Annotated in this window: 18 protein-coding genes and 1 pseudogene; 13 read left to right on the top strand and 6 right to left on the bottom strand. The window is 72.0% G+C overall.

Annotated elements, in window-relative coordinates; all coding sequences use genetic code 11:
* Positions 1–27 precede the first annotated feature (27 nt).
* Positions 28–474: a hypothetical protein gene (locus IEW07_RS04465; RefSeq protein WP_188534681.1), complete on the top strand. Its 447-nt coding sequence runs from the start codon at positions 28–30 to the stop codon at positions 472–474.
* Positions 475–800: 326 nt separating this feature from the next.
* A complete protein-coding gene (locus tag IEW07_RS04460) occupies positions 801–2,282 on the top strand; it encodes a glucose/sorbosone family PQQ-dependent dehydrogenase (protein ID WP_188534680.1) in 1,482 nt (493 codons plus the stop codon).
* Positions 2,283–2,443: 161 nt separating this feature from the next.
* Here IEW07_RS04460 and IEW07_RS04455 read toward each other — a convergent pair whose 3' ends face one another.
* Positions 2,444–3,016, bottom strand: a complete 573-nt coding sequence (locus IEW07_RS04455; protein ID WP_229741564.1) for an NADPH-dependent FMN reductase — start codon at positions 3,014–3,016, stop codon at positions 2,444–2,446.
* A gap of 292 nt (positions 3,017–3,308) precedes the next feature.
* Here IEW07_RS04455 and IEW07_RS04450 point away from each other — a divergent pair, with 292 nt between their 5' ends.
* From IEW07_RS04450 to IEW07_RS04430, 5 genes are all read left to right on the top strand, one after another.
* Positions 3,309–3,704, top strand: a complete 396-nt coding sequence (locus IEW07_RS04450) for a hypothetical protein (protein ID WP_188534676.1) — start codon at positions 3,309–3,311, stop codon at positions 3,702–3,704.
* A 127-nt stretch (positions 3,705–3,831) separates the two neighbouring features.
* Complete coding sequence (gene ygiD / locus IEW07_RS04445) at positions 3,832–4,710, top strand: 4,5-DOPA-extradiol-dioxygenase (RefSeq protein ID WP_229741563.1); 879 nt, start codon at positions 3,832–3,834, stop codon at positions 4,708–4,710.
* Positions 4,711–4,879: 169 nt separating this feature from the next.
* On the top strand, positions 4,880–5,359 hold the full coding sequence (locus IEW07_RS04440) for a DUF2975 domain-containing protein (RefSeq protein ID WP_188534674.1): 480 nt from the start codon (positions 4,880–4,882) through the stop codon (positions 5,357–5,359).
* Complete coding sequence (locus IEW07_RS04435) at positions 5,359–5,565, top strand: helix-turn-helix domain-containing protein (protein ID WP_188534672.1); 207 nt, start codon at positions 5,359–5,361, stop codon at positions 5,563–5,565. The genes IEW07_RS04440 and IEW07_RS04435 overlap by 1 nt, the downstream gene beginning before the upstream one ends.
* 104 nt (positions 5,566–5,669) lie before the next feature.
* Positions 5,670–5,834, top strand: a complete 165-nt coding sequence (locus tag IEW07_RS04430; RefSeq protein ID WP_188534670.1) for a hypothetical protein — start codon at positions 5,670–5,672, stop codon at positions 5,832–5,834.
* Between the two features lie 104 nt (positions 5,835–5,938).
* On the opposite strand, the pseudogene IEW07_RS04425 reads toward IEW07_RS04430, so the two are convergent.
* From IEW07_RS04425 to IEW07_RS04415, 3 genes and pseudogenes are all read right to left on the bottom strand, one after another.
* Positions 5,939–6,310, bottom strand: a pseudogene (locus tag IEW07_RS04425) (DUF1622 domain-containing protein); the annotation flags it as partial.
* Between the two features lie 79 nt (positions 6,311–6,389).
* Positions 6,390–8,099, bottom strand: a complete 1,710-nt coding sequence (locus tag IEW07_RS04420; protein WP_188534666.1) for an FAD-dependent monooxygenase — start codon at positions 8,097–8,099, stop codon at positions 6,390–6,392.
* Between the two features lie 33 nt (positions 8,100–8,132).
* Positions 8,133–9,101, bottom strand: coding sequence for an MBL fold metallo-hydrolase (locus IEW07_RS04415; protein ID WP_188534664.1), 969 nt, complete (start codon positions 9,099–9,101; stop codon positions 8,133–8,135).
* 257 nt (positions 9,102–9,358) lie between these two features.
* On the opposite strand from IEW07_RS04415, the gene IEW07_RS04410 reads away from it, so the two are divergent.
* The 4 genes from IEW07_RS04410 to IEW07_RS04395 all read left to right on the top strand — a co-directional run bounded on the left by IEW07_RS04410 (position 9,359) and on the right by IEW07_RS04395 (position 13,067).
* A complete protein-coding gene (locus IEW07_RS04410) occupies positions 9,359–10,567 on the top strand; it encodes a thiolase family protein (protein ID WP_188534662.1) in 1,209 nt (402 codons plus the stop codon).
* A complete protein-coding gene (locus IEW07_RS04405; RefSeq protein ID WP_188534659.1) occupies positions 10,567–11,358 on the top strand; it encodes an enoyl-CoA hydratase/isomerase family protein in 792 nt (263 codons plus the stop codon). The genes IEW07_RS04410 and IEW07_RS04405 overlap by 1 nt, the downstream gene beginning before the upstream one ends.
* A gap of 57 nt (positions 11,359–11,415) precedes the next feature.
* Positions 11,416–12,285 carry a 3-hydroxyacyl-CoA dehydrogenase family protein gene (locus IEW07_RS04400; RefSeq protein ID WP_188534657.1) on the top strand — a complete coding sequence of 290 codons (870 nt, stop codon included), beginning with the start codon at positions 11,416–11,418 and terminating at the stop codon, positions 12,283–12,285.
* A gap of 65 nt (positions 12,286–12,350) precedes the next feature.
* A complete protein-coding gene (locus tag IEW07_RS04395) occupies positions 12,351–13,067 on the top strand; it encodes a tyrosine-protein phosphatase (protein WP_229741562.1) in 717 nt (238 codons plus the stop codon).
* Here the strand turns inward: IEW07_RS04395 and IEW07_RS04390 are convergent.
* Both IEW07_RS04390 and fabG read right to left on the bottom strand, forming a co-directional pair.
* Positions 13,045–13,461: a hotdog fold thioesterase gene (locus tag IEW07_RS04390; protein WP_188534656.1), complete on the bottom strand. Its 417-nt coding sequence runs from the start codon at positions 13,459–13,461 to the stop codon at positions 13,045–13,047. The genes IEW07_RS04395 and IEW07_RS04390 overlap by 23 nt on opposite strands.
* Before the next feature lie 219 nt (positions 13,462–13,680).
* Positions 13,681–14,460, bottom strand: coding sequence for a 3-oxoacyl-ACP reductase FabG (fabG, locus tag IEW07_RS04385; protein ID WP_188534654.1), 780 nt, complete (start codon positions 14,458–14,460; stop codon positions 13,681–13,683).
* 244 nt (positions 14,461–14,704) lie between these two features.
* Between fabG and IEW07_RS04380 the strand changes: the two genes are divergently transcribed.
* Positions 14,705–15,640: an alpha/beta fold hydrolase gene (locus tag IEW07_RS04380; protein ID WP_188534652.1), complete on the top strand. Its 936-nt coding sequence runs from the start codon at positions 14,705–14,707 to the stop codon at positions 15,638–15,640.
* A gap of 174 nt (positions 15,641–15,814) precedes the next feature.
* Positions 15,815–16,690 carry a 3-hydroxyacyl-CoA dehydrogenase family protein gene (locus IEW07_RS04375; RefSeq protein ID WP_188534650.1) on the top strand — a complete coding sequence of 292 codons (876 nt, stop codon included), beginning with the start codon at positions 15,815–15,817 and terminating at the stop codon, positions 16,688–16,690.
* Positions 16,691–16,717 lie beyond the last annotated feature (27 nt).

Genomic DNA, 16,717 nt, shown 5'->3' with positions numbered 1-16,717 from the left:
CCCCCCCCCCCAGGAAGCGACACCAGGATGAACACCCCCGACATGCTGACCGACGTCCGGCGTCTCATCGAGGCCCGCCCTCCGACCGGGATGCAGGTGGACCGGTTCGAGATCGTCGACGAGGTCGCCGAGCTCTCCCTGTCCTTCCGCCAGGACGTGCTGGAGAACATGCTGGCCGCCGAACTCGCCTCCACCGGCGGGCCCTCCGACTGGGACGACCCCCGCGCTCCCCTGGAGGAGGGCTCCCCCACCTGGGCCTACGCAGCCGGGATCGCCGCCCTGCTCCACCACGGATACTTCAACCAGGTGATCCTCGCCCAGCACGAGCGCGACCTGGAGCAGGTGCTGGCCGACCACGGCCGTCCCGGCACCCCGGTGACCGCGACCGCCACCTACTCCCCGACGGATCTGATGCCGTACTACCGACGGCTCAAGACCGCCCACCTCCAGCACCTGAGCGCCTCGCACGACTGAGGGGTCGAAGGCCGCCCCACGGGTGGAGCGCGTCGTGCCGTTGCCGAGGCGCCCTCGGGCACGGGCACTCCTGAGACCCTCACCCTGTTCCCACCTGCAAAAACAGTGGTGCCCTCGGTGGTGCGGCGTTAGAGTCGGAGCGTCTTCACGGCATTCGCACAGCCTGCACCCCGGCCCGTCCTGCGGGGGTGACACCGGGGTCACGAGCTCCCTCGCGCGGAGCGCAGCGGGGTTCGGCCATGCCCCGCCGGGCATGAGGATCCGGCCCTGACGGTATCTGCCGGGTCCCGGCACACGCCGGGACTCCCTTTTCCGAAGGCCTCACCATGACACGTCGTCGATCGCTCCCGGCCGCCCTGGCCACCCTCGCCCTGCTCGCCGGGGCCGCTCCTGCCACCGCCGCCACGGCTCATCCACCCGAGAACGGAGGCGCCGGCGACACAGAAGCCCCGGCCGTCTCCGAGGACTTCACCCGCACGGTGCTCACCACCGGGCTGGCCAACCCCTTCGAGGTCCTGACCGGACCGGACGAGCTGCTGTGGGTGACCGAGCGCACCGCAGGGCGCGTCACCCAGGTGGACCCCGGCACCGGGGCGAAGACCACGATCCTGACCATCGACGAGGTGCTGGCCACCGAGGGCGAGCAGGACGGGCTGCTGGGCATGGCCTTCCACCCCGACGTGCTGAAGGGCGGACGCCACCCCTGGGTGTACCTGTCCTACACCTACGACGGCGGGGAGGGCACCGCGGCGGCCCCGGACCGGCGCCAGCGCCTGGTCCGGTACACCTTCGACGACGAGACGAACACGCTGGTGGAGCCGGTGACCCTGCTCGAGGGGCTGCTGGCTTCCGACGACCACAACTCCGGGCGCCTGGTCCTGGGCCCGGACGACAAGCTGTATTACACGATCGGGGACCGCGGGAACAACCAGGACCTCAACGCCTGCCGGGCCAACGAGGCCCAGCGCCTGCCCACCGCCGAGGAGGTCGAGGAGGAGGACTGGGACGCCTACCAGGGCAAGACCCTGCGGCTGAACCTCGACGGGTCGGTCCCCGGGGACAACCCGCGCCTGGACGGGGTCCGCAGCCACGTGCTGACCTACGGCCACCGCAATGCCCAGGGGCTGACCTTCGGCGAGGGGGGCCGGCTGTACTCCTCCGAGCAGGGGCCCAAGAGCGACGACGAGATCAACCTCCTGGAGCCCGGCGGCAACTACGGCTGGCCCTATGTGGCCGGGTTCAAGGACGACAGCGGCTACGTCTTCGGCGACTGGTCGGCCGTCGAGGGGTGCGGGACCACGGTGCCCTACGACGCGTTCGTGATCCCCGAGACGGTGCCCCAGTACGCCGAGCACGACTTCCGGCCGACGAACTTCACGGCCCCGCTGCGGACCTACTACACCGTCCCGTCCAACCACGACTTCCAGGGTGACGCCTGCGCGCCCTCGGGGTTCTGGTTCATCTGCTACCCCACCATCGCGCCCTCGTCCCTCGAGCACTACGGCCACGACGCGATCCCCGGATGGGAGAACTCGCTGCTGATGCCCACCCTGAAGGACGGCACGGTCTACCGGGTGGAGGTCGGCGAGGATGGCGAGACCCTGGGCGAGTCCCAGCCGCTGTGGCGCTCGGTCAACCGCTACCGCGACACCGCGATCAGCGACGACGGGGAGACCGTCTGGGTTGTCACCGACTCCGCGGGGCTGGCCCGCGGCACCGACGGCGACGCCACCACCGAGCTCGAGGACCCCGGCGCCCTGATCGCCTTCACCCACGACGACGAGGAGGACGACGAGAACGAGGAGTGAGCCCGTCACCCGGTGCCGCATGACGGGACCGGCAGGGGGCAGGGTCCGGCTGGTGCTCCGAGCACACCGGCCGGGCCCTGCTCCTGTGCGTCACCGGCCGGGGGTCGCGGAGCGCGGACCGGGCGCCCGCGGCCCGGTCCGCGCTCGTGGTCGGTGACGGACTACGGAACGGCGGGACGGTTGGCCCTGACGACCTTGCCGATGAAGACCTCGAAGGTCTCCAGCCACCGCAGCAGGAAGTCGCGGGTGGACTCGTCGCGGACCTCGCCGTCGGCGGCGATGAGTCCTTCGGTGAACTGGATGTAGGCCTCGGGCTGGGCCAGCTCCGGGGAGTTGACGAAGCTCAGGATCGAGCGCAGGTGCTGCTGGCCCACGGCGGTGCCGATCTTGCCCGGTGAGGTCCCGATCACCGCCGAGGGCTTGTGCGCGAACGAGTTCGACCCCCAGGGCCGCGACCCCCAGTCGATGGCGTTCTTCAGCGCCCCGGGGATGGAGCGGTTGTACTCCGGGGTGACGAACATCAGCGCGTCCACCTCCTCCACCGCCTTCTTGAAGGCCCGGCCGGCCTCGGGGAAGTCCGCGTCGAAGTCGTGGTTGTACAGCGGCAGGTCCCCGATTCCGATCTCCCGCAGCTGAAGGGTGTCGGGGGCGAGCCGTTCGACGGCGTGGGCGAGCTTGCGGTTGATGGAGTCCTTGGACAGCGAACCGATGGACACTCCGACGGTGCAGGTCATGACGTACCTCCTGGGATGGGATGCCGGTCGGTGATGCCGGGCGCGACGGGGACCGCCGATCGTCATTGCGGCCCCGACGGCGCGCCCGGTCCCAGGCCAGGCACCCTCCGGGTCCGCGGGCCAGGGAACCCGTCCGGCTCCTCCGCCAGCGGGTCCGCCGGAAGCGGGGACGTCCTGTCACCCCATGGCCCTGATCCCGTGTGGGCCGCCTCATACCGCCTGGCCGTACGGGGGAACCCGTGCTATCTTTGTTGATACGTCACCAATATGCTCGACCCGGAAGGACCACCCCATGTCTGTCTCCACCGCCATCCTGCGCGGCGTCACCGGCGCCTACCTCCTCCAGGCCGGCTACGGCAAGCGCAACCTCCCCACCGAGGCCGCCGCGGGCCTGCAGCAGTTCGCCGCCACCGGCATCCCGCAGCTCCAGAAGATGAGCCCCGACACCTTCGGGAAGTTCATCGCCGCCTCCGAGCTGGGCATCGGCACCGCGCTCCTCACCCCGTTCGTGCCCAACCGCGTGGCCGGGCTGGCCCTGGGCGCGTTCTCCGCCGGGCTGCTCTCGATGTACTTCCGCAACGAGGCGATGACCCAGGCCGACGGCATCCGCCCCTCCGAGGCCGGCACCGCGCTGTCCAAGGACGCCTTCCTCGCCGCCATCGCGGGCGCCCTGGTCGCCGCCAAGTAGGTCCCGAGCTGGCCCGGCCCCCGAGGGGGCCGGGCCAGCTCCTTGGCAAGCGCTCACCGCCGGGGCAGGATGAGCCCAACGACCCACTACGACCGGGCTCCCCGAGGGCCGGTGCCGAGGAGCTGCAATGAGCTCGGAGACCCCCGTCCCGACCACCACGATGCCCGCGGCGTTCTTCGGGCACGGCAACCCGATGAACGCCCTGGAGGTCAACCGGTACACCAGCGCCTGGCGGGCGTTCGGGACCTCGGTGCCCCGGCCGCGGGCGATCCTGGTGGTCAGCGCCCACTGGTACATCAACGCCACCGCGGTCACCGCCATGCCGGCCCCGCGCACCATCCACGACTTCTACGGCTTCCCCCAGGAGCTGTTCGACGTGCAGTACCCCGCCCCCGGGCTGCCAGGGCTCGTCGAGGAGATCAGCGACACCGTGCACCCGACCTGGGTCGGGGCCGACGTCGACAGCTGGGGCATCGACCACGGCACCTGGTCCGTGCTCACCCACGCCTTCCCGGACGCCTCGATCCCGGTGCTGCAGATGAGCATCAACGCCGACAAGCCCCTGGACTACCACCTGGACCTCGGCGCCCGCCTCGCGCCGCTGCGGGACCAGGGCGTGCTGATCATCACCAGCGGCAACATCGTGCACAACCTGGGCGGGATGGACTGGAAGCTCACCGACGAGGGCTACGACTGGGCGCGACGCTTCAACGAGGACGCCAAGGAGCGGATGCTCACCGACCCCACGGAGCTGGCAGCCCTCGACGCCCACCGCGACTGGGGCCTGGCCGTGCCCACCCCCGACCACTTCATCCCCTCCCTGTACCTGGCCGGGCTCGCCGGGGCCGCCGGCTCCACGGACACCGGCGTGCTCGTCGACGGCTACTCCTACGGGTCCTTGTCGATGACCGCCTACACCCTGGGCATGGACTGCCCCCACGGGTCCGAGCAGGGCGGGTCCTCGCGCCCGCCGGCCGACCTGCCCCCGGACGGCTCCAACATCTGAGCGCTCCTCCCCGGCCTCCGTCCCGCACGGCTGCGGCCGCGCCGCGGCGGTGCCGGGCACCGGCGTCGCCGGCTGAGCCTCGACCCCGACGGCCTCCGACTACGTCCTTACCAACGACAGTCCATCCTTGTCGATTGACATTCGATAGATAATAGCCGATGCTCGATGCATGGTCACAGAACGGCGGGCGGTTGCCGCCCTCAGAGTCTTCCTCGTGCTGCTGTTCGGGATCCTGGTGGTGCTCCAGGTCATGTCGCTGCCCGGACAGTTCGCCCACATGGCCCAGGAGTCCCCGGAGCAGGCGCACCTGCGGTGGCCGCTGACAGCCGTGGCCGTGTTCTGGGTGCTGTGCGTCCAGGTGGTGGTCGTGTGCACCTGGAAGCTGCTCACCCTGGTCAAGAACGACCGGATCTTCAGCGAGGCGTCCCTGACCTGGGTGGACGCGATCGTGTGGGCGATCGGCGCCGCGTGGGCGGTGCTGCTGGGCGTCTTCCTCTGGGTCGGCTTCCGCGCGGACGACCCCGGGCTGCCGCTGCTGCTGTTCCTGATGCTGACGGGTGTCACGGTGCTCGGCCTGCTCATGGTGGTGATGCGCGCTCTGCTGCGGCAGGCCACCACGCTGCGGACCGACATGGAAGCGGTGATCTGATGCCCATCGTCGTGCGCCTGGACGTCGAGCTGGCCAAGCGCAAGATGAGCGTGGGCGAGTTCGCCGAACGCGTCGGGCTCACTCCTGCGAACGTGGCCGTGCTGAAGAACGGCCGCGCCAAGGCCGTGCGGTTCTCCACCCTGGAGGCGATGTGCCGGGTGCTGCAGTGCCAGCCCGGGGACCTGCTCGAGTGGGTCGAGGACTGACCCTCCCCCACGCCTCACCGCGTGCCCCGCACAGCGGACCTCGACCACCCCGGCCCGCTCGCCGGCCGGATCGGCCATCGGGGCGAGCACCGAAAGGACACCTCGTGAAGTACTTCCTCGCCCTGGCCGTGGCCCTCGGCATCGCGGTCGGCGTCGCCGCCGTCGTGTACGGGGAGGCCGACGACTCGCCGGGCCTCCAGTTCCTCGGCGTCCTGATCGTCGCCGGCACGGTGGCGTTCGGCGTCAGGACGGCCCGGCGCAGCAGGTAGCGGCACACCCGGTTCCGCGGTCCTCACCCGCACGGCTCCGCGACCGCCCCTGCGTCGTCGTGCCGGCCGGGGCGGACCCGGGCTCGCGGGCTCCTCACACGGCGCGCTCGGGCAGGGGGGGCGCTCTCCCCCGGCTCCTTCTGCCACGGCCACCGGCCGGTGATCTCCAGCTCGAGGGACCAGCTGAGGAACGTGCGGATGAGGACGATGAGCGCGAGCACCCCCACCGACTCGAAGGTGGGGGTGAGGGCCACGGTGCGGATGATGTCGGCGGCCACGAGCAGCTCGAGGCCCAGCAGGATCGACCGCCCCAGCCGGCGGCGGTACTCCCCGTAGACGTCGGGCCGCCCGTGGCGGGGGCGCAGGAGGGCTCGCGCTGCGAGGAGGGTCGCCACCACCGCCCCGACGACGATGGCGACGACCCCTGCCGCGTCGACGGCCTCCCCGACGAGTTCCATGGTCTCCTGGAACGACATGCGCACCTCCGGCTGCCCCGGCGGACGCGCCGGATCGACTGCGATCTGGACGCCAGGATGTCACGGGAGACCGGCCGTGTCAGGCGGTGACGGGCTCCTTCCGCCCCGCGGGCCCGGCCGGCTCACGCGGCGGCAGCGGCGGTCCCGGCGGGACCTCCCGGGCGGCCAGCACACGGGCCGCCTCGGAGCCGGGGGCCGCGATGGTGTTGCGCAGGGCCTCGCGCAGGGCGCGGGGGTCGGCGCCGTCGACCACGGCCGAGATGTGCGAGTCCGGGCGGACGATCCACACGTCGCACGGGCCGGGCCTCAGGGCCTGGCCCAGCAGGCCCGTGGCGTCGATGTCCTCGAGCCGGTGGATCCGCAGCGGGGACGTGATGGCGTCGAGGGCGGTCCGGCGCACGGACTCCGTGTCGACCTCCGGGCCGGTGAGCAGCAGGATCCCGTAGCGGGCGAGCTCGCGGATCCGGTCGGCCCTGATCCCGGGCACCGTGACGGGCACGTCCGGCATGAGCACGCCGGGCACGGGGTCGGGGACCTCGCCCTTGGGCGGGCGCCCGGTGAACGGGCGGTCCGGGTCGGGCGTGGTCAGCGGCGAGTCGACGTACCAGAACGGCTCGGCCAGACGGCCCGAGTCCACGTAGGTGGACGCGGCCGGGTCGCCGATCGCCCGCTCCAGCTTCGCCAGCCGCTCGGCCAGCTGCTCCTCGTTCTGCGGCACGAGGAAGTCCATGGTGGCCTCGGTGACCTCGAGGTTCTCGATCGCCGCGGCCCGGCGCTCGACGTCGTAGGACTCCAGCAGCGCCTCGTCGGCGTTGCCGCGCAGCACCGAGGTCAGCTTCCAGGCGGCGTTCTCGGCGTCGCCCACCCCGGAGTTCAGCCCGCGGGCCCCGAAGGGGGAGACGATGTGCGCGCAGTCCCCGGCGAGCAGGACCCGGCCCACCCGCATGCGGGAGGCCAGGCGGGCGTGGAAGCGGTAGACCGACTTCCAGACGATCTCGTAGTCCTTGTCCCCGATCACCTGGCGGATCCGGGCGTCCAGCGCCCCGGAGGCCTCCTCCGCCTCGAGGTCGTAGTCGCCGGGCACCTGCCAGTCGATGCGGAACGTGGAGTCCGGGCACGGGTGCACGAGCACCTGCCGGCCCGGGTTCCACTCGGGGTCGAAGTAGAAGCGGCGCTCGGTGGCCCACCCGGGCATGTCCGTGCGGATGTCGCAGATGAGGAACTTGTCCTCGAAGGAGCGCCCGCCGAAGGTCACGCCGAGCTGGCGGCGCAGCTCCCGGGCCTTGGACCCGAGGGCGGCGATCGCGTAGTCGGCCACGATCTCGGCCGTCTCGCCGCTGAGCAGCCGGCAGGTCACGGTGACCGAGCGCTCGTCCTGGGCGATCGAGACGATCTCGTGCCCCCAGACCTCCTCGATCAGCGGCTCGGCGGCGATCTTCGCGGCGAGCAGCTCCTCGGTGCGGGTCTGCGAGATGTTCACGAAGGGCGGGAAGGGGGACTGGCCCTTGTCCCGGAAGGGCTGGGCGAACAGCTCCTTGTCCTGGTAGAAGGTGCGCGCCATGTCCCAGGTCACGCCCTCCTCCGCCACCTGCTTGCCCACGCCCACGGACTCCCAGATCTCCAGGACGTCGCGCTGCTGGCAGATCGCCTTCGAGCCGATGGGGTCGCGCTCGGCGCGCGCGTCCAGGATCGTGACGGGGATGCCCCACCGCGCCAGGAGCAGGGCCGCGGTCTGGCCCACGGGGCCGTTGCCCAGGACCATCACCTTGCCGGAGTCGAATCGTCGCATCTGTCGTACCTCTTCCGTTCTCGGGCTGCTCGCTCAGCCGTTCTGCAGCTGGTTCCAGACCTCGCGGTCGCGCTCGGCGGTCCAGATGACGGGCCGCTCGATGCCGGACAGCTCGTCCCACAGCCGGGAGACGTCGAAGGGCAGGCAGTGCTCGAAGATCGGCCAGTGGCCGAAGTCGTCGTAGAGGGCGGTGTGCACGGCCTCGAAGGCGTCCTTCAGGGTGCCGCCGTCGCGCTGGACGGCCCCGACCTCCTCGATCATGACGGTCAGAAAGCGGCGGGTCTGCTCGATCGCCGCGTCCACGGCCTCCCGGCCGCGAGAGACCGCCCCGCGCCCGCCCACGAGCTGCTCGGCCCCGAGGGCCTTGACGGCGTCGAGGGTGTGGCTGGCCCAGTCGCGGTGGAAGGCGTCGCCGGTGTAGAGCGCGGCCTCGGCCTCGACGAGGTCGCCGGCGAAGAGGATCTTCTGCTTCGGCAGCCACGCGACGACGTCGCCCTCGGTGTGGCCGCGGCCGAAGTGCTGGAGCACCAGGTCCCCGCGGTCCCCGCCGAGGTCGATGGTCAGCTTGTCCTCGAAGGTCACCGTGGGCCAGGTCAGGCCGGGCACGGTGTCGGCGCCCTTGGCCAGGCGCGGCATGCGGCCGAACTCGGACGCCCAGTCCTCCTTGCCCCGCTCCAGGATCAGGTCGTAGGTGTTCTCGTGGGCCACGATCGACTCGGCGCCGAACGCGGAGGCACCCAGCACTCGGACGGCGTGGTAGTGCGAGAGGACCAGGTAGCGGATCGGCTTGTCCGTGTGCTTGCGCAGCTCCTGCAGCCACTCGGCCGCCACCACGGGCGTGGCGAGGGCCTCGAAGCAGACCAGGAAGTCCTCCCCCTCGATCGCGCCGATGTTCGGGTCGCCCTCCGCCGTGAGGGCGTAGACGCCCTCGGCCAGGACCTCGAGGGTCTTCTGCTTCTCGCCGAGGTCCGCCGAGGACGCGAACGACTTCTGAGTGCTCATGGTCTCTCCTCCTGGGCCCGGACGGGCCCCGTGATCGCCGGCCCGGGAGGCACGCCCCCGGGATGGTCAAACGTTGTACTACTTCAAAGGTAGACCCCCGGAGCCGTTTTGTGAAGCAGCGCACACCGCACTGCGGACGCCGCCGCTGTTGACCGCACGGGCGCGCACGTGGGATTGTTTGATGAACGATCGGTCAGTAAATTTTGGGCGACGATGCCCGGATGCCGGCCACTCCCCGTCGCGACAGGAGTTCCCACATGTCCTCAACCCCTCAGGCCTTCCTCGTCGGCGGGGCGCGCACCCCGGTGGGCCGCTACGGCGGCGCGCTCTCCACCGTGCGCCCCGACGACCTCGCCGCCCTGGTGGTCCGGCACGCGGTGACCGACGCGGGGATCGACCCGCACGACGTCGACGAGGTGATCCTCGGCAACGCCAACGGCGCCGGCGAGGAGAACCGCAACGTGGCCCGCATGGCGTGGCTGCTGGCCGGCTTCGGCGACACGGTCCCCGGCATCACCGTCAACCGGCTCTGCGCCTCCGGCCTGAGCGCCATCACCATGGCCTCCCACATGGTCAAGGCCGGGGCGGCGGACCTCGTCGTCGCCGGCGGCGTGGAGTCGATGTCCCGCGCCCCCTGGGTGATGGAGAAGCCCGCCAAGGCCTTCGCGAAGCCCGGGGACGTCTTCGACACCTCGATCGGCTGGCGCTTCGTCAACCCGAAGTTCCACCACATCGACAAGATGACCTACTCGATGCCCGAGACCGCCGAGGAGGTCGCGATCGTCGACGGCATCTCCCGCGAGGACGCCGACGCGTTCGCCGTGGCCTCCCACGAGAAGGCGATCGCCGCGATCGACGCCGGCCGCTTCTCCCCCGAGATCGTCCCCGTGACCGTCAAGGGCCGCAAGGGCGCCGAGACGGTCGTGGACACCGACGAGGGCCCCCGCCCGGGCACCACCATGGAGGCCCTCGCCAAGCTCCGACCCGTGGTCGCCCACGGCACGGTCGTCACCGCCGGCAACTCCTCCTCCCTCAACGACGGCGCCTCGGCGATCCTGGTCGCCTCCGAGCGGGCCGTCGAGAAGTACGGGCTCACCCCCCGCGCCCGGATCGTCGACGGCGCCTCCGCCGGCGTCCCGCCCCACATCATGGGCATCGGCCCGGTCCCGGCCACGCGGAAGGTGCTCGAGCGCACCGGCTGGAACATCGAGGACCTCGGCGCCGTGGAGCTCAACGAGGCGTTCGCCACCCAGTCCCTCGCCTGCATCCGGCGCCTCGGCCTGGACCAGGGCATCGTGAACAACGACGGCGGAGCGATCGCGCTCGGCCACCCGCTCGGCTCCTCCGGCTCCCGCCTGGTGGTCACCCTGCTGGGGCGCATGGAGCGCGAGGGCGCCGACCGCGGCCTGGCCACCATGTGCGTGGGCGTGGGCCAGGGCACCGCGCTGCTCGTGGAGAAGATCTGATGACGGGCCCGAGCGGGATCCTGGGCGAGGACTTCACGGCGCTGCGGCTGGAGGAGCGCGAGGACCGGCTGCACGTGGTCCTGGACCGCCCCGCGGTGCGCAACGCGATCGACGCGACCATGGTCGAGGAGCTGCACGCGGTGTGCGCCCACCTGGAGCGCCACCCCAAGGTGCTGATCCTCTCCGGCACCGAGGTGAACGGGAAGGGGATCTTCGCCTCCGGGGCGGACATCGCCCAGCTGCGCGAGCGCCGCCGCGACGACGCCCTGGCCGGGATCAACTCCCAGATCTTCGACCGCATCCACAAGCTGCCCATGCCCGTGATCGCCGCGATCGACGGCTACGCCCTGGGCGGCGGCGCGGAGCTGGCCTACGCGGCCGACTTCCGCATCGCCACCGCGCACCTGAAGATCGGCCAGCCCGAGACCAACCTGGGGATCATCGCCGCGGCCGGCGGGCTGTGGCGGCTCAAGGAGCTCGTGGGCGAGCCCGTGGCCCTGGACATCCTCCTGGCGGGCCGGATCCTGGACGCCCAGGAGGCCCTGGCGCTGCACCTGGTGACCGAGCTGCACGAGCCCGCCGGGCTCGTGGCCGCCGCGCACGCGCTGGCGGACCGGATCGCCGCGCAGGACCCCCTGGCGGTGCGGATCTCCAAGCGCGTGTTCGCGGCCCCGCCGGCCGCGCACCCGCACATCGACGAGCTGGCCCAGGCCGTGCTCTTCGAGTCCCAGGCCAAGTTCGACCGCATGCAGGCGTTCCTGGACCGCAAGAAGACCAAGAAGCAGAACTGAGCAGCTGAACCAGGCAGCAGAACTGGTCAGCAGCAACCGAGCACAGGAGCAGCACGCATGAGCGAGAAGCACGAACGCACCGTCCCCGCCGTCGTCGGCGTCCTGGGCGGAGGCCGCATGGGCGCGGGCATCGCCCACGCCTTCCTGCTCGCCGGGTCGAAGGTGACCGTGGTGGAGCGCGACGGGCAGGCCGCCGAGGCCGCGCAGGAGCGGATCGAGCGGGACCTGGCCAAGTCCCTGGAGCGCGGGACCGTGGACGGCAACCTGGACGAGTGGTCGCAGAACCTGACGCTGTCCCTGGAATACGCCGACTTCGCCGGGTGCGACCTGGTCGTGGAGGCCGTCCCGGAGGTCTGGGACCTGAAGGTCTCCGCCCTGCAGGAGGTCGAGCGCAACCTGGGGGAGACCGCGTGGCTGGCCACCAACACCTCCTCGTTGTCGGTGGACGGGCTCGCCGAGCAGCTGCAGCGCCCGGAGCGGTTCTGCGGCCTGCACTTCTTCAACCCGGTGCCGGCGTCCAAGCTCGTGGAGGTCGTCATCTCGAAGCACACCGGCGAGGAGCTGAAGAAGCTCTCCGTGCAGTGGGTCGAGGGCCTGGGCAAGACCCCGGTGGTCGTCAACGACGCCCCCGGCTTCGCCTCCTCCCGCCTGGGCGTGGCGATCGCGCTGGAGGCCATCCGCATGGTCGAGGAGGGCGTGGCGTCCCCGGAGGACATCGACAACGCCATGGTGCTGGGCTACAAGTTCCCGGTCGGCCCGCTGGCCCTGACCGACATCGTGGGCCTGGACGTGCGCCTGGGCATCGCGGAGTACCTCGAGTCCACCCTGGGCGAGCGCTTCGCGCCCCCGCAGCTGATGCGGGACATGGTCGCCCGCGGGGAGCTGGGCCGCAAGACCGGCAAGGGCTTCTTCAGCTACGACGGCTGACCGGCGCAGCCCGCGCCGGCACCGCCCGCCCCGTCGTCGTCACCCCGGCGTCGTACCGTAGAGCCATGGAACCGACACCCGGGGACCCTGTGGCGTGGGACGGGGCGATCAATGCCCGGCGGCTGGCCGGGGACGTCTACCGGATGGGCCGCTCCGAACGGCTGACGGCCGCGGGGTGGCGGGCCGCCGCGGCGGCCGGCGTGCGCACGGTCGTGGACCTGCGCAACGCGGACGAGCGGCGCCGCCGGCCCACGGATCCCGTCGACGAGCCCTCGGCCCGCACGGGGATCACCGTGCTGCACCGGCCCACGGAGGACCCGTCCCACCCCGAGTTCCCGCTGGTGGGCACCCCGTACCTCAACCACCCGCGGGGCTACCGGGACTACCTGCGGCTCTTCCCGGACCTCGTGGCGGAGGCGGTGCGGGCGGTCGCGACCGCCGAGGGCGGGGTGGTCGTCCACTGCTCCGCGGGACGGGACCGCACCGGAGTCCTGGCCCTGCTGCTGCTCCGGCTCGCCGGCGCGGACGCGGCCCGGGTCGTCGCGCAGGACGAGGCCGCGGCCCGGGGGATCAACGAGTGGCACCGGGTCTCCCCCGTGCCGCACCCGGTCGAGCGCCACCACGGGGAGGACGAGCTCGCCCGGCTGCTGGCCGGGCGCAGGGCGGCCCTGCTCGAGCTGGCCGCCGGGTTCGACGCCGTGGCCTACCTGCGCGCCGCAGGCCTCACGGACAGGGAGCTGTCCGCGCTGCGCCGGCGGCTCAGCGGACCGGCCGGTCCTTGATGAAGTTCGTGATCCGCACGGTGCACAGCCGGTAGCCGTCCTCGTGCTCGACGACGACCTCGTGGCAGGTCAGCGAGCGGCCGAGCTGGATCGCGGTGGCCGTGGCGGTGACGGTGCCGGCGGTCGAGGACCGGTGGTGGGTGGCGTTGACGTCCACGCCCACGGCGACCTTGCCCATCGTGGAGGCGTGGATGACGGCCGCCCAGGAGCCCACGGCCTCGCCGATGGCCACCATCGCTCCCCCGTGCAGCAGGCCCAGGGACTGCCGGTTGCCCTCCACGGGCATGGTGGCGACCACCCGCTCCGCGGACTGCTCCAGGACCTCGACGCCCATCTTCTCGTCCAGCTCCCCCAGCACGATGCGCCATGGCTGGTGGGGTGCGCTCTCGGTCATGGAACTCCTCGGTGTGCTCGGCGGCGCGGGGCAGGGGCGTCCCGCCGGGGCGGGAACGCCGTGCCCGGCCGCCCGGGTGGAACGTGCGTACCGGAGCCATGGTACTGATCGATCGGTCGGGATGTCGGGCGGGACCCTTCACCGGCGCCGTTAGGCGGCACGCTCAGCCGGAAGGAGCAGCCGACCGCGCCCGTCCGCGCCGGGCGTCCGTGCGCCCCGTCATCGGGCGCCGCCGTTGATGTAGACGGTCTGCCCCGAGACGTACGAGGCGTCGTCGCTGGCGAGGAAGGCGATGACCGAGGCCACCTCCTCGGGCTGCCCCACGCGCCCCAGGGGGGTCCGGGCCGCCACCGCCTGCTGGTGCTCCTCGGGCGTGCTGCCCACCCGCTGCGCGGTCTGCGCGGTCATGGACGTGGCGATGTAGCCGGGGGCGACGGCGTTGACGTTGATGTTGAACCGCCCCAGCTCCATCGCCAGCGTGGCGGTGAGCCCCTGGATCCCGGCCTTGGCGGCGGCGTAGTTGGCCTGGCCCACGTTGCCCAGGGCCGAGCGGCTGCTGAGGTTGACGATCTTCCCGTGGCGCTTCGCCACCATGTGGGCCTGCGCGGCCCGGGCGCAGAGGTAGGCGCTGGTCAGGTTGGTGGTCAGGACGGCCTGCCAGTCGCTCAGCTCCATCTTGAAGAGCAGGTTGTCGCGGGCGATGCCCGCGTTGTTGACCAGCACGTCCAGCCCGCCGTGGACCTCGATGATCCCCGCGAAGACGTCCTCGACAGCCGCCTGGTCCGTGACGTCGCACCTCCAGGCGCGGACGGACCCTCCGGCAGAGACCACCCCGGGGTCCGCGTTGAGCTCCTCGGCGGTCCGCTCCGCGCGGTCCAGGTCGAGGTCCACCACGGCCACCGACGCCCCTTCCGTGGCGAACCTGCGCGCCGTGGCCGCCCCGATCCCCTGCCCGGCACCCGTGACGACCACGTTCTGACCACTGAATCGTGCGTTCATTGCATCCCTGCCCTGGTTTCGACGTCGGCGTCCCAGGCCAGTTATACCGTGTTCCGGGCGCGCCCCGGCCCGCGCCCCTCCGGGCGGACCGGGCGGGCGCTCCGCGCCGTCCGGCCGCAGCCGGCCGTGGGGGTCCCGACCGGCTCCTCCGGCGGGCGACACATTGGCGCCACGGCGTACCGCCGCACCGCCCGGCTGTGCAACAGTGTGAGCATCCCTCGCCCCCTCTCCAGATGAGTCGCCCATGTTCGAGCCCGTCCTCCCGGCGCACCGCCGCTATCGGCTCGCCACCGTTCCCGCACCCGGAGGCGAGCTCGCCGTGGGCGTGTGGCAGCCACGCTCGGCCCTCGACGGGCCCGCCGCGCCGACCGTCCTCGCGATCCACGGCATCACGGGCAACCACCGGTGCTGGTCGTACCTCGCGGACTCGTTGCAGGACACCCGCGTGGTCGGCCCCGACCTCCGGGGACGCGGTGGCTCGGCCGCGGTGGGCCCGCCGTTCGGTCTCGCCGCCCACGCCGACGACATGGTGCGCCTGCTCGACGCCCTGGGCATCGAGCAGGCGGTGCTCGTGGGGCACTCGATGGGCGGCTTCGTGGCCGCTGTCACGGCGCACCGGCATCCGAGCCGCGTGCACTCGCTCGTCCTCGTCGACGGCGGCCTGCCGATGACGCAGGAGGTCCCCCAGGACCCCGCGGCGGTCTCGGCCGGCGCGACCCGGCAGCTGGAGCGCCGCCTGGCGATGACCTTCCGGTCCGCGGACGAGGCGGTGGCGCTGTGGCGCGCCCACCCCGCGTTCCGCAACGAGTGGTCGTCCGTCGTCCACGACTACGCGGTCTACGACCTCGGAGGCGAGGCGCCCCGGCTGCGCTCCAGGGCGCGGACGGAGGCCATGCGCGCCGACTCCGACGACACCCTCTTCGGCGCGGACCTGCGCGCCGCCTTCGACGAGCTCGCGCACCCCACGCAGTGGCTCACGGCCGCCCGCGGCCTGCTCGGGGAGTCGCCGGGGCTGTACCCGCCGGAGCTGGTGCAGCACTGGAGCGATCGGTATCCGCAGATCGAGGTGCACCCGGTGCCCCGGGTCAACCACTACACGATCGTGCTGAGCCGGGCCGGCGGGGAGGCCATGGCGTCCGCGGTGCACCGCTCCCTCGCCGGGCAGACCAGCGCCGTATGAGCCCCGTCCTCGCGCGGAGGCGGGACGTGCGCTGCGCACATCGACCGGGTGGGCGAGCCCTCTCGTGCGGACCGACATCGTCGTGCTTTACTACGGCTACAGCTACGGCTACAGCTGCGGTTGCAACGGCGACTGCAGCCACGGCCAGGAGCGATGACGGGAGCACCATCAGTCATGAACGCTGACGCGCACGCGGCCGACGCCGCGCCGCTCCCCGCCGCCGCGGGGGTGGTCGGTGGCGGCACGATGGGTTCGGGCATCGTCCACGTCCTCCTCGCAGCAGGCATCGACACCGTGCTCGTCGAGGTCGACGACGCCTCGCTCGCCCGCGGCCTGGAGCTCGTGCGCGAGAGCCTCGACGACTCCGCCCGGCGCGGCAAGCTCGAGGTGGGCGTCGACGACGCGCTCGCCCGGCTCACGGCCTCGACCCGCTACGAGGATCTCGCGGCGTGCGAGGTCGTCATCGAGGCGGTCCCCGAGAACCCCGAGCTCAAGAAGCAGGTGCTGGGCTCGATCGAGCGGCAGATCCCGGACACGGCCCTCCTCGCGACGAACACGAGTTCGCTCTCCCTCGGCTCCCTCGCCGGATCCCTGGCGCACCCCGATCGGTTCGTCGGCATGCACTTCTTCAACCCCGTCCCCGCCCAGCCCCTCCTCGAGATCGTCCGGACACCCCACGCGGACGAGGAGGCGCTGCGGAGGGCCCACGCCCTCGGCGGCGCCCTGAAGAAGGAGCCGATCGAGGTCAACGACTCCCCCGGCTTCGCGACCAGCCGCCTCGGGGTCCTCGTCGGGCTCGAGGCGGTCCGCATGGTCGAGGAGGGCGTCGCGAGCCCCGAGGACATCGACAAGGCCATGGTTCTCGGCTACCGTTACCCGATCGGCCCGTGCCGGCTCGGCGATCTCGTCGGTCACGACGTCCGTCTCGGCATCGCCGAGTACCTGCACGAAGCGCTCGGCGAGCGCTTCGAACCGCCGGCGCTGCTGAAGCAGATGGTGGCCGAGGGCAAGCTCGGCAAGAAGTCCGGTCAGGGTTTCTTCCCATGGTGACCAGCTGCCGTCGACGGTGCCCGGAGC

Source organism: Kocuria dechangensis, from assembly GCF_014636775.1.
Lineage (GTDB): Bacteria > Actinomycetota > Actinomycetes > Actinomycetales > Micrococcaceae > Kocuria > Kocuria dechangensis.
This window is presented reverse-complemented; position numbering and strand designations above follow the sequence as displayed.

Coding starts and splice junctions, on each gene's coding strand:
- IEW07_RS04465 (WP_188534681.1), top strand. CDS start 28: ATGAACACCCCCGACATGCTGACCGACGTCCGGCGTCTCATCGAGGCC.
- IEW07_RS04460 (WP_188534680.1), top strand. CDS start 801: ATGACACGTCGTCGATCGCTCCCGGCCGCCCTGGCCACCCTCGCCCTG.
- IEW07_RS04455 (WP_229741564.1), bottom strand. CDS start 3,016: ATGACCTGCACCGTCGGAGTGTCCATCGGTTCGCTGTCCAAGGACTCC.
- IEW07_RS04450 (WP_188534676.1), top strand. CDS start 3,309: ATGTCTGTCTCCACCGCCATCCTGCGCGGCGTCACCGGCGCCTACCTC.
- ygiD (WP_229741563.1), top strand. CDS start 3,832: ATGAGCTCGGAGACCCCCGTCCCGACCACCACGATGCCCGCGGCGTTC.
- IEW07_RS04440 (WP_188534674.1), top strand. CDS start 4,880: ATGGTCACAGAACGGCGGGCGGTTGCCGCCCTCAGAGTCTTCCTCGTG.
- IEW07_RS04435 (WP_188534672.1), top strand. CDS start 5,359: ATGCCCATCGTCGTGCGCCTGGACGTCGAGCTGGCCAAGCGCAAGATG.
- IEW07_RS04420 (WP_188534666.1), bottom strand. CDS start 8,099: ATGCGACGATTCGACTCCGGCAAGGTGATGGTCCTGGGCAACGGCCCC.
- IEW07_RS04415 (WP_188534664.1), bottom strand. CDS start 9,101: ATGAGCACTCAGAAGTCGTTCGCGTCCTCGGCGGACCTCGGCGAGAAG.
- IEW07_RS04410 (WP_188534662.1), top strand. CDS start 9,359: ATGTCCTCAACCCCTCAGGCCTTCCTCGTCGGCGGGGCGCGCACCCCG.
- IEW07_RS04405 (WP_188534659.1), top strand. CDS start 10,567: ATGACGGGCCCGAGCGGGATCCTGGGCGAGGACTTCACGGCGCTGCGG.
- IEW07_RS04400 (WP_188534657.1), top strand. CDS start 11,416: ATGAGCGAGAAGCACGAACGCACCGTCCCCGCCGTCGTCGGCGTCCTG.
- IEW07_RS04395 (WP_229741562.1), top strand. CDS start 12,351: ATGGAACCGACACCCGGGGACCCTGTGGCGTGGGACGGGGCGATCAAT.
- IEW07_RS04390 (WP_188534656.1), bottom strand. CDS start 13,461: ATGACCGAGAGCGCACCCCACCAGCCATGGCGCATCGTGCTGGGGGAG.
- fabG (WP_188534654.1), bottom strand. CDS start 14,460: ATGAACGCACGATTCAGTGGTCAGAACGTGGTCGTCACGGGTGCCGGG.
- IEW07_RS04380 (WP_188534652.1), top strand. CDS start 14,705: ATGTTCGAGCCCGTCCTCCCGGCGCACCGCCGCTATCGGCTCGCCACC.
- IEW07_RS04375 (WP_188534650.1), top strand. CDS start 15,815: ATGAACGCTGACGCGCACGCGGCCGACGCCGCGCCGCTCCCCGCCGCC.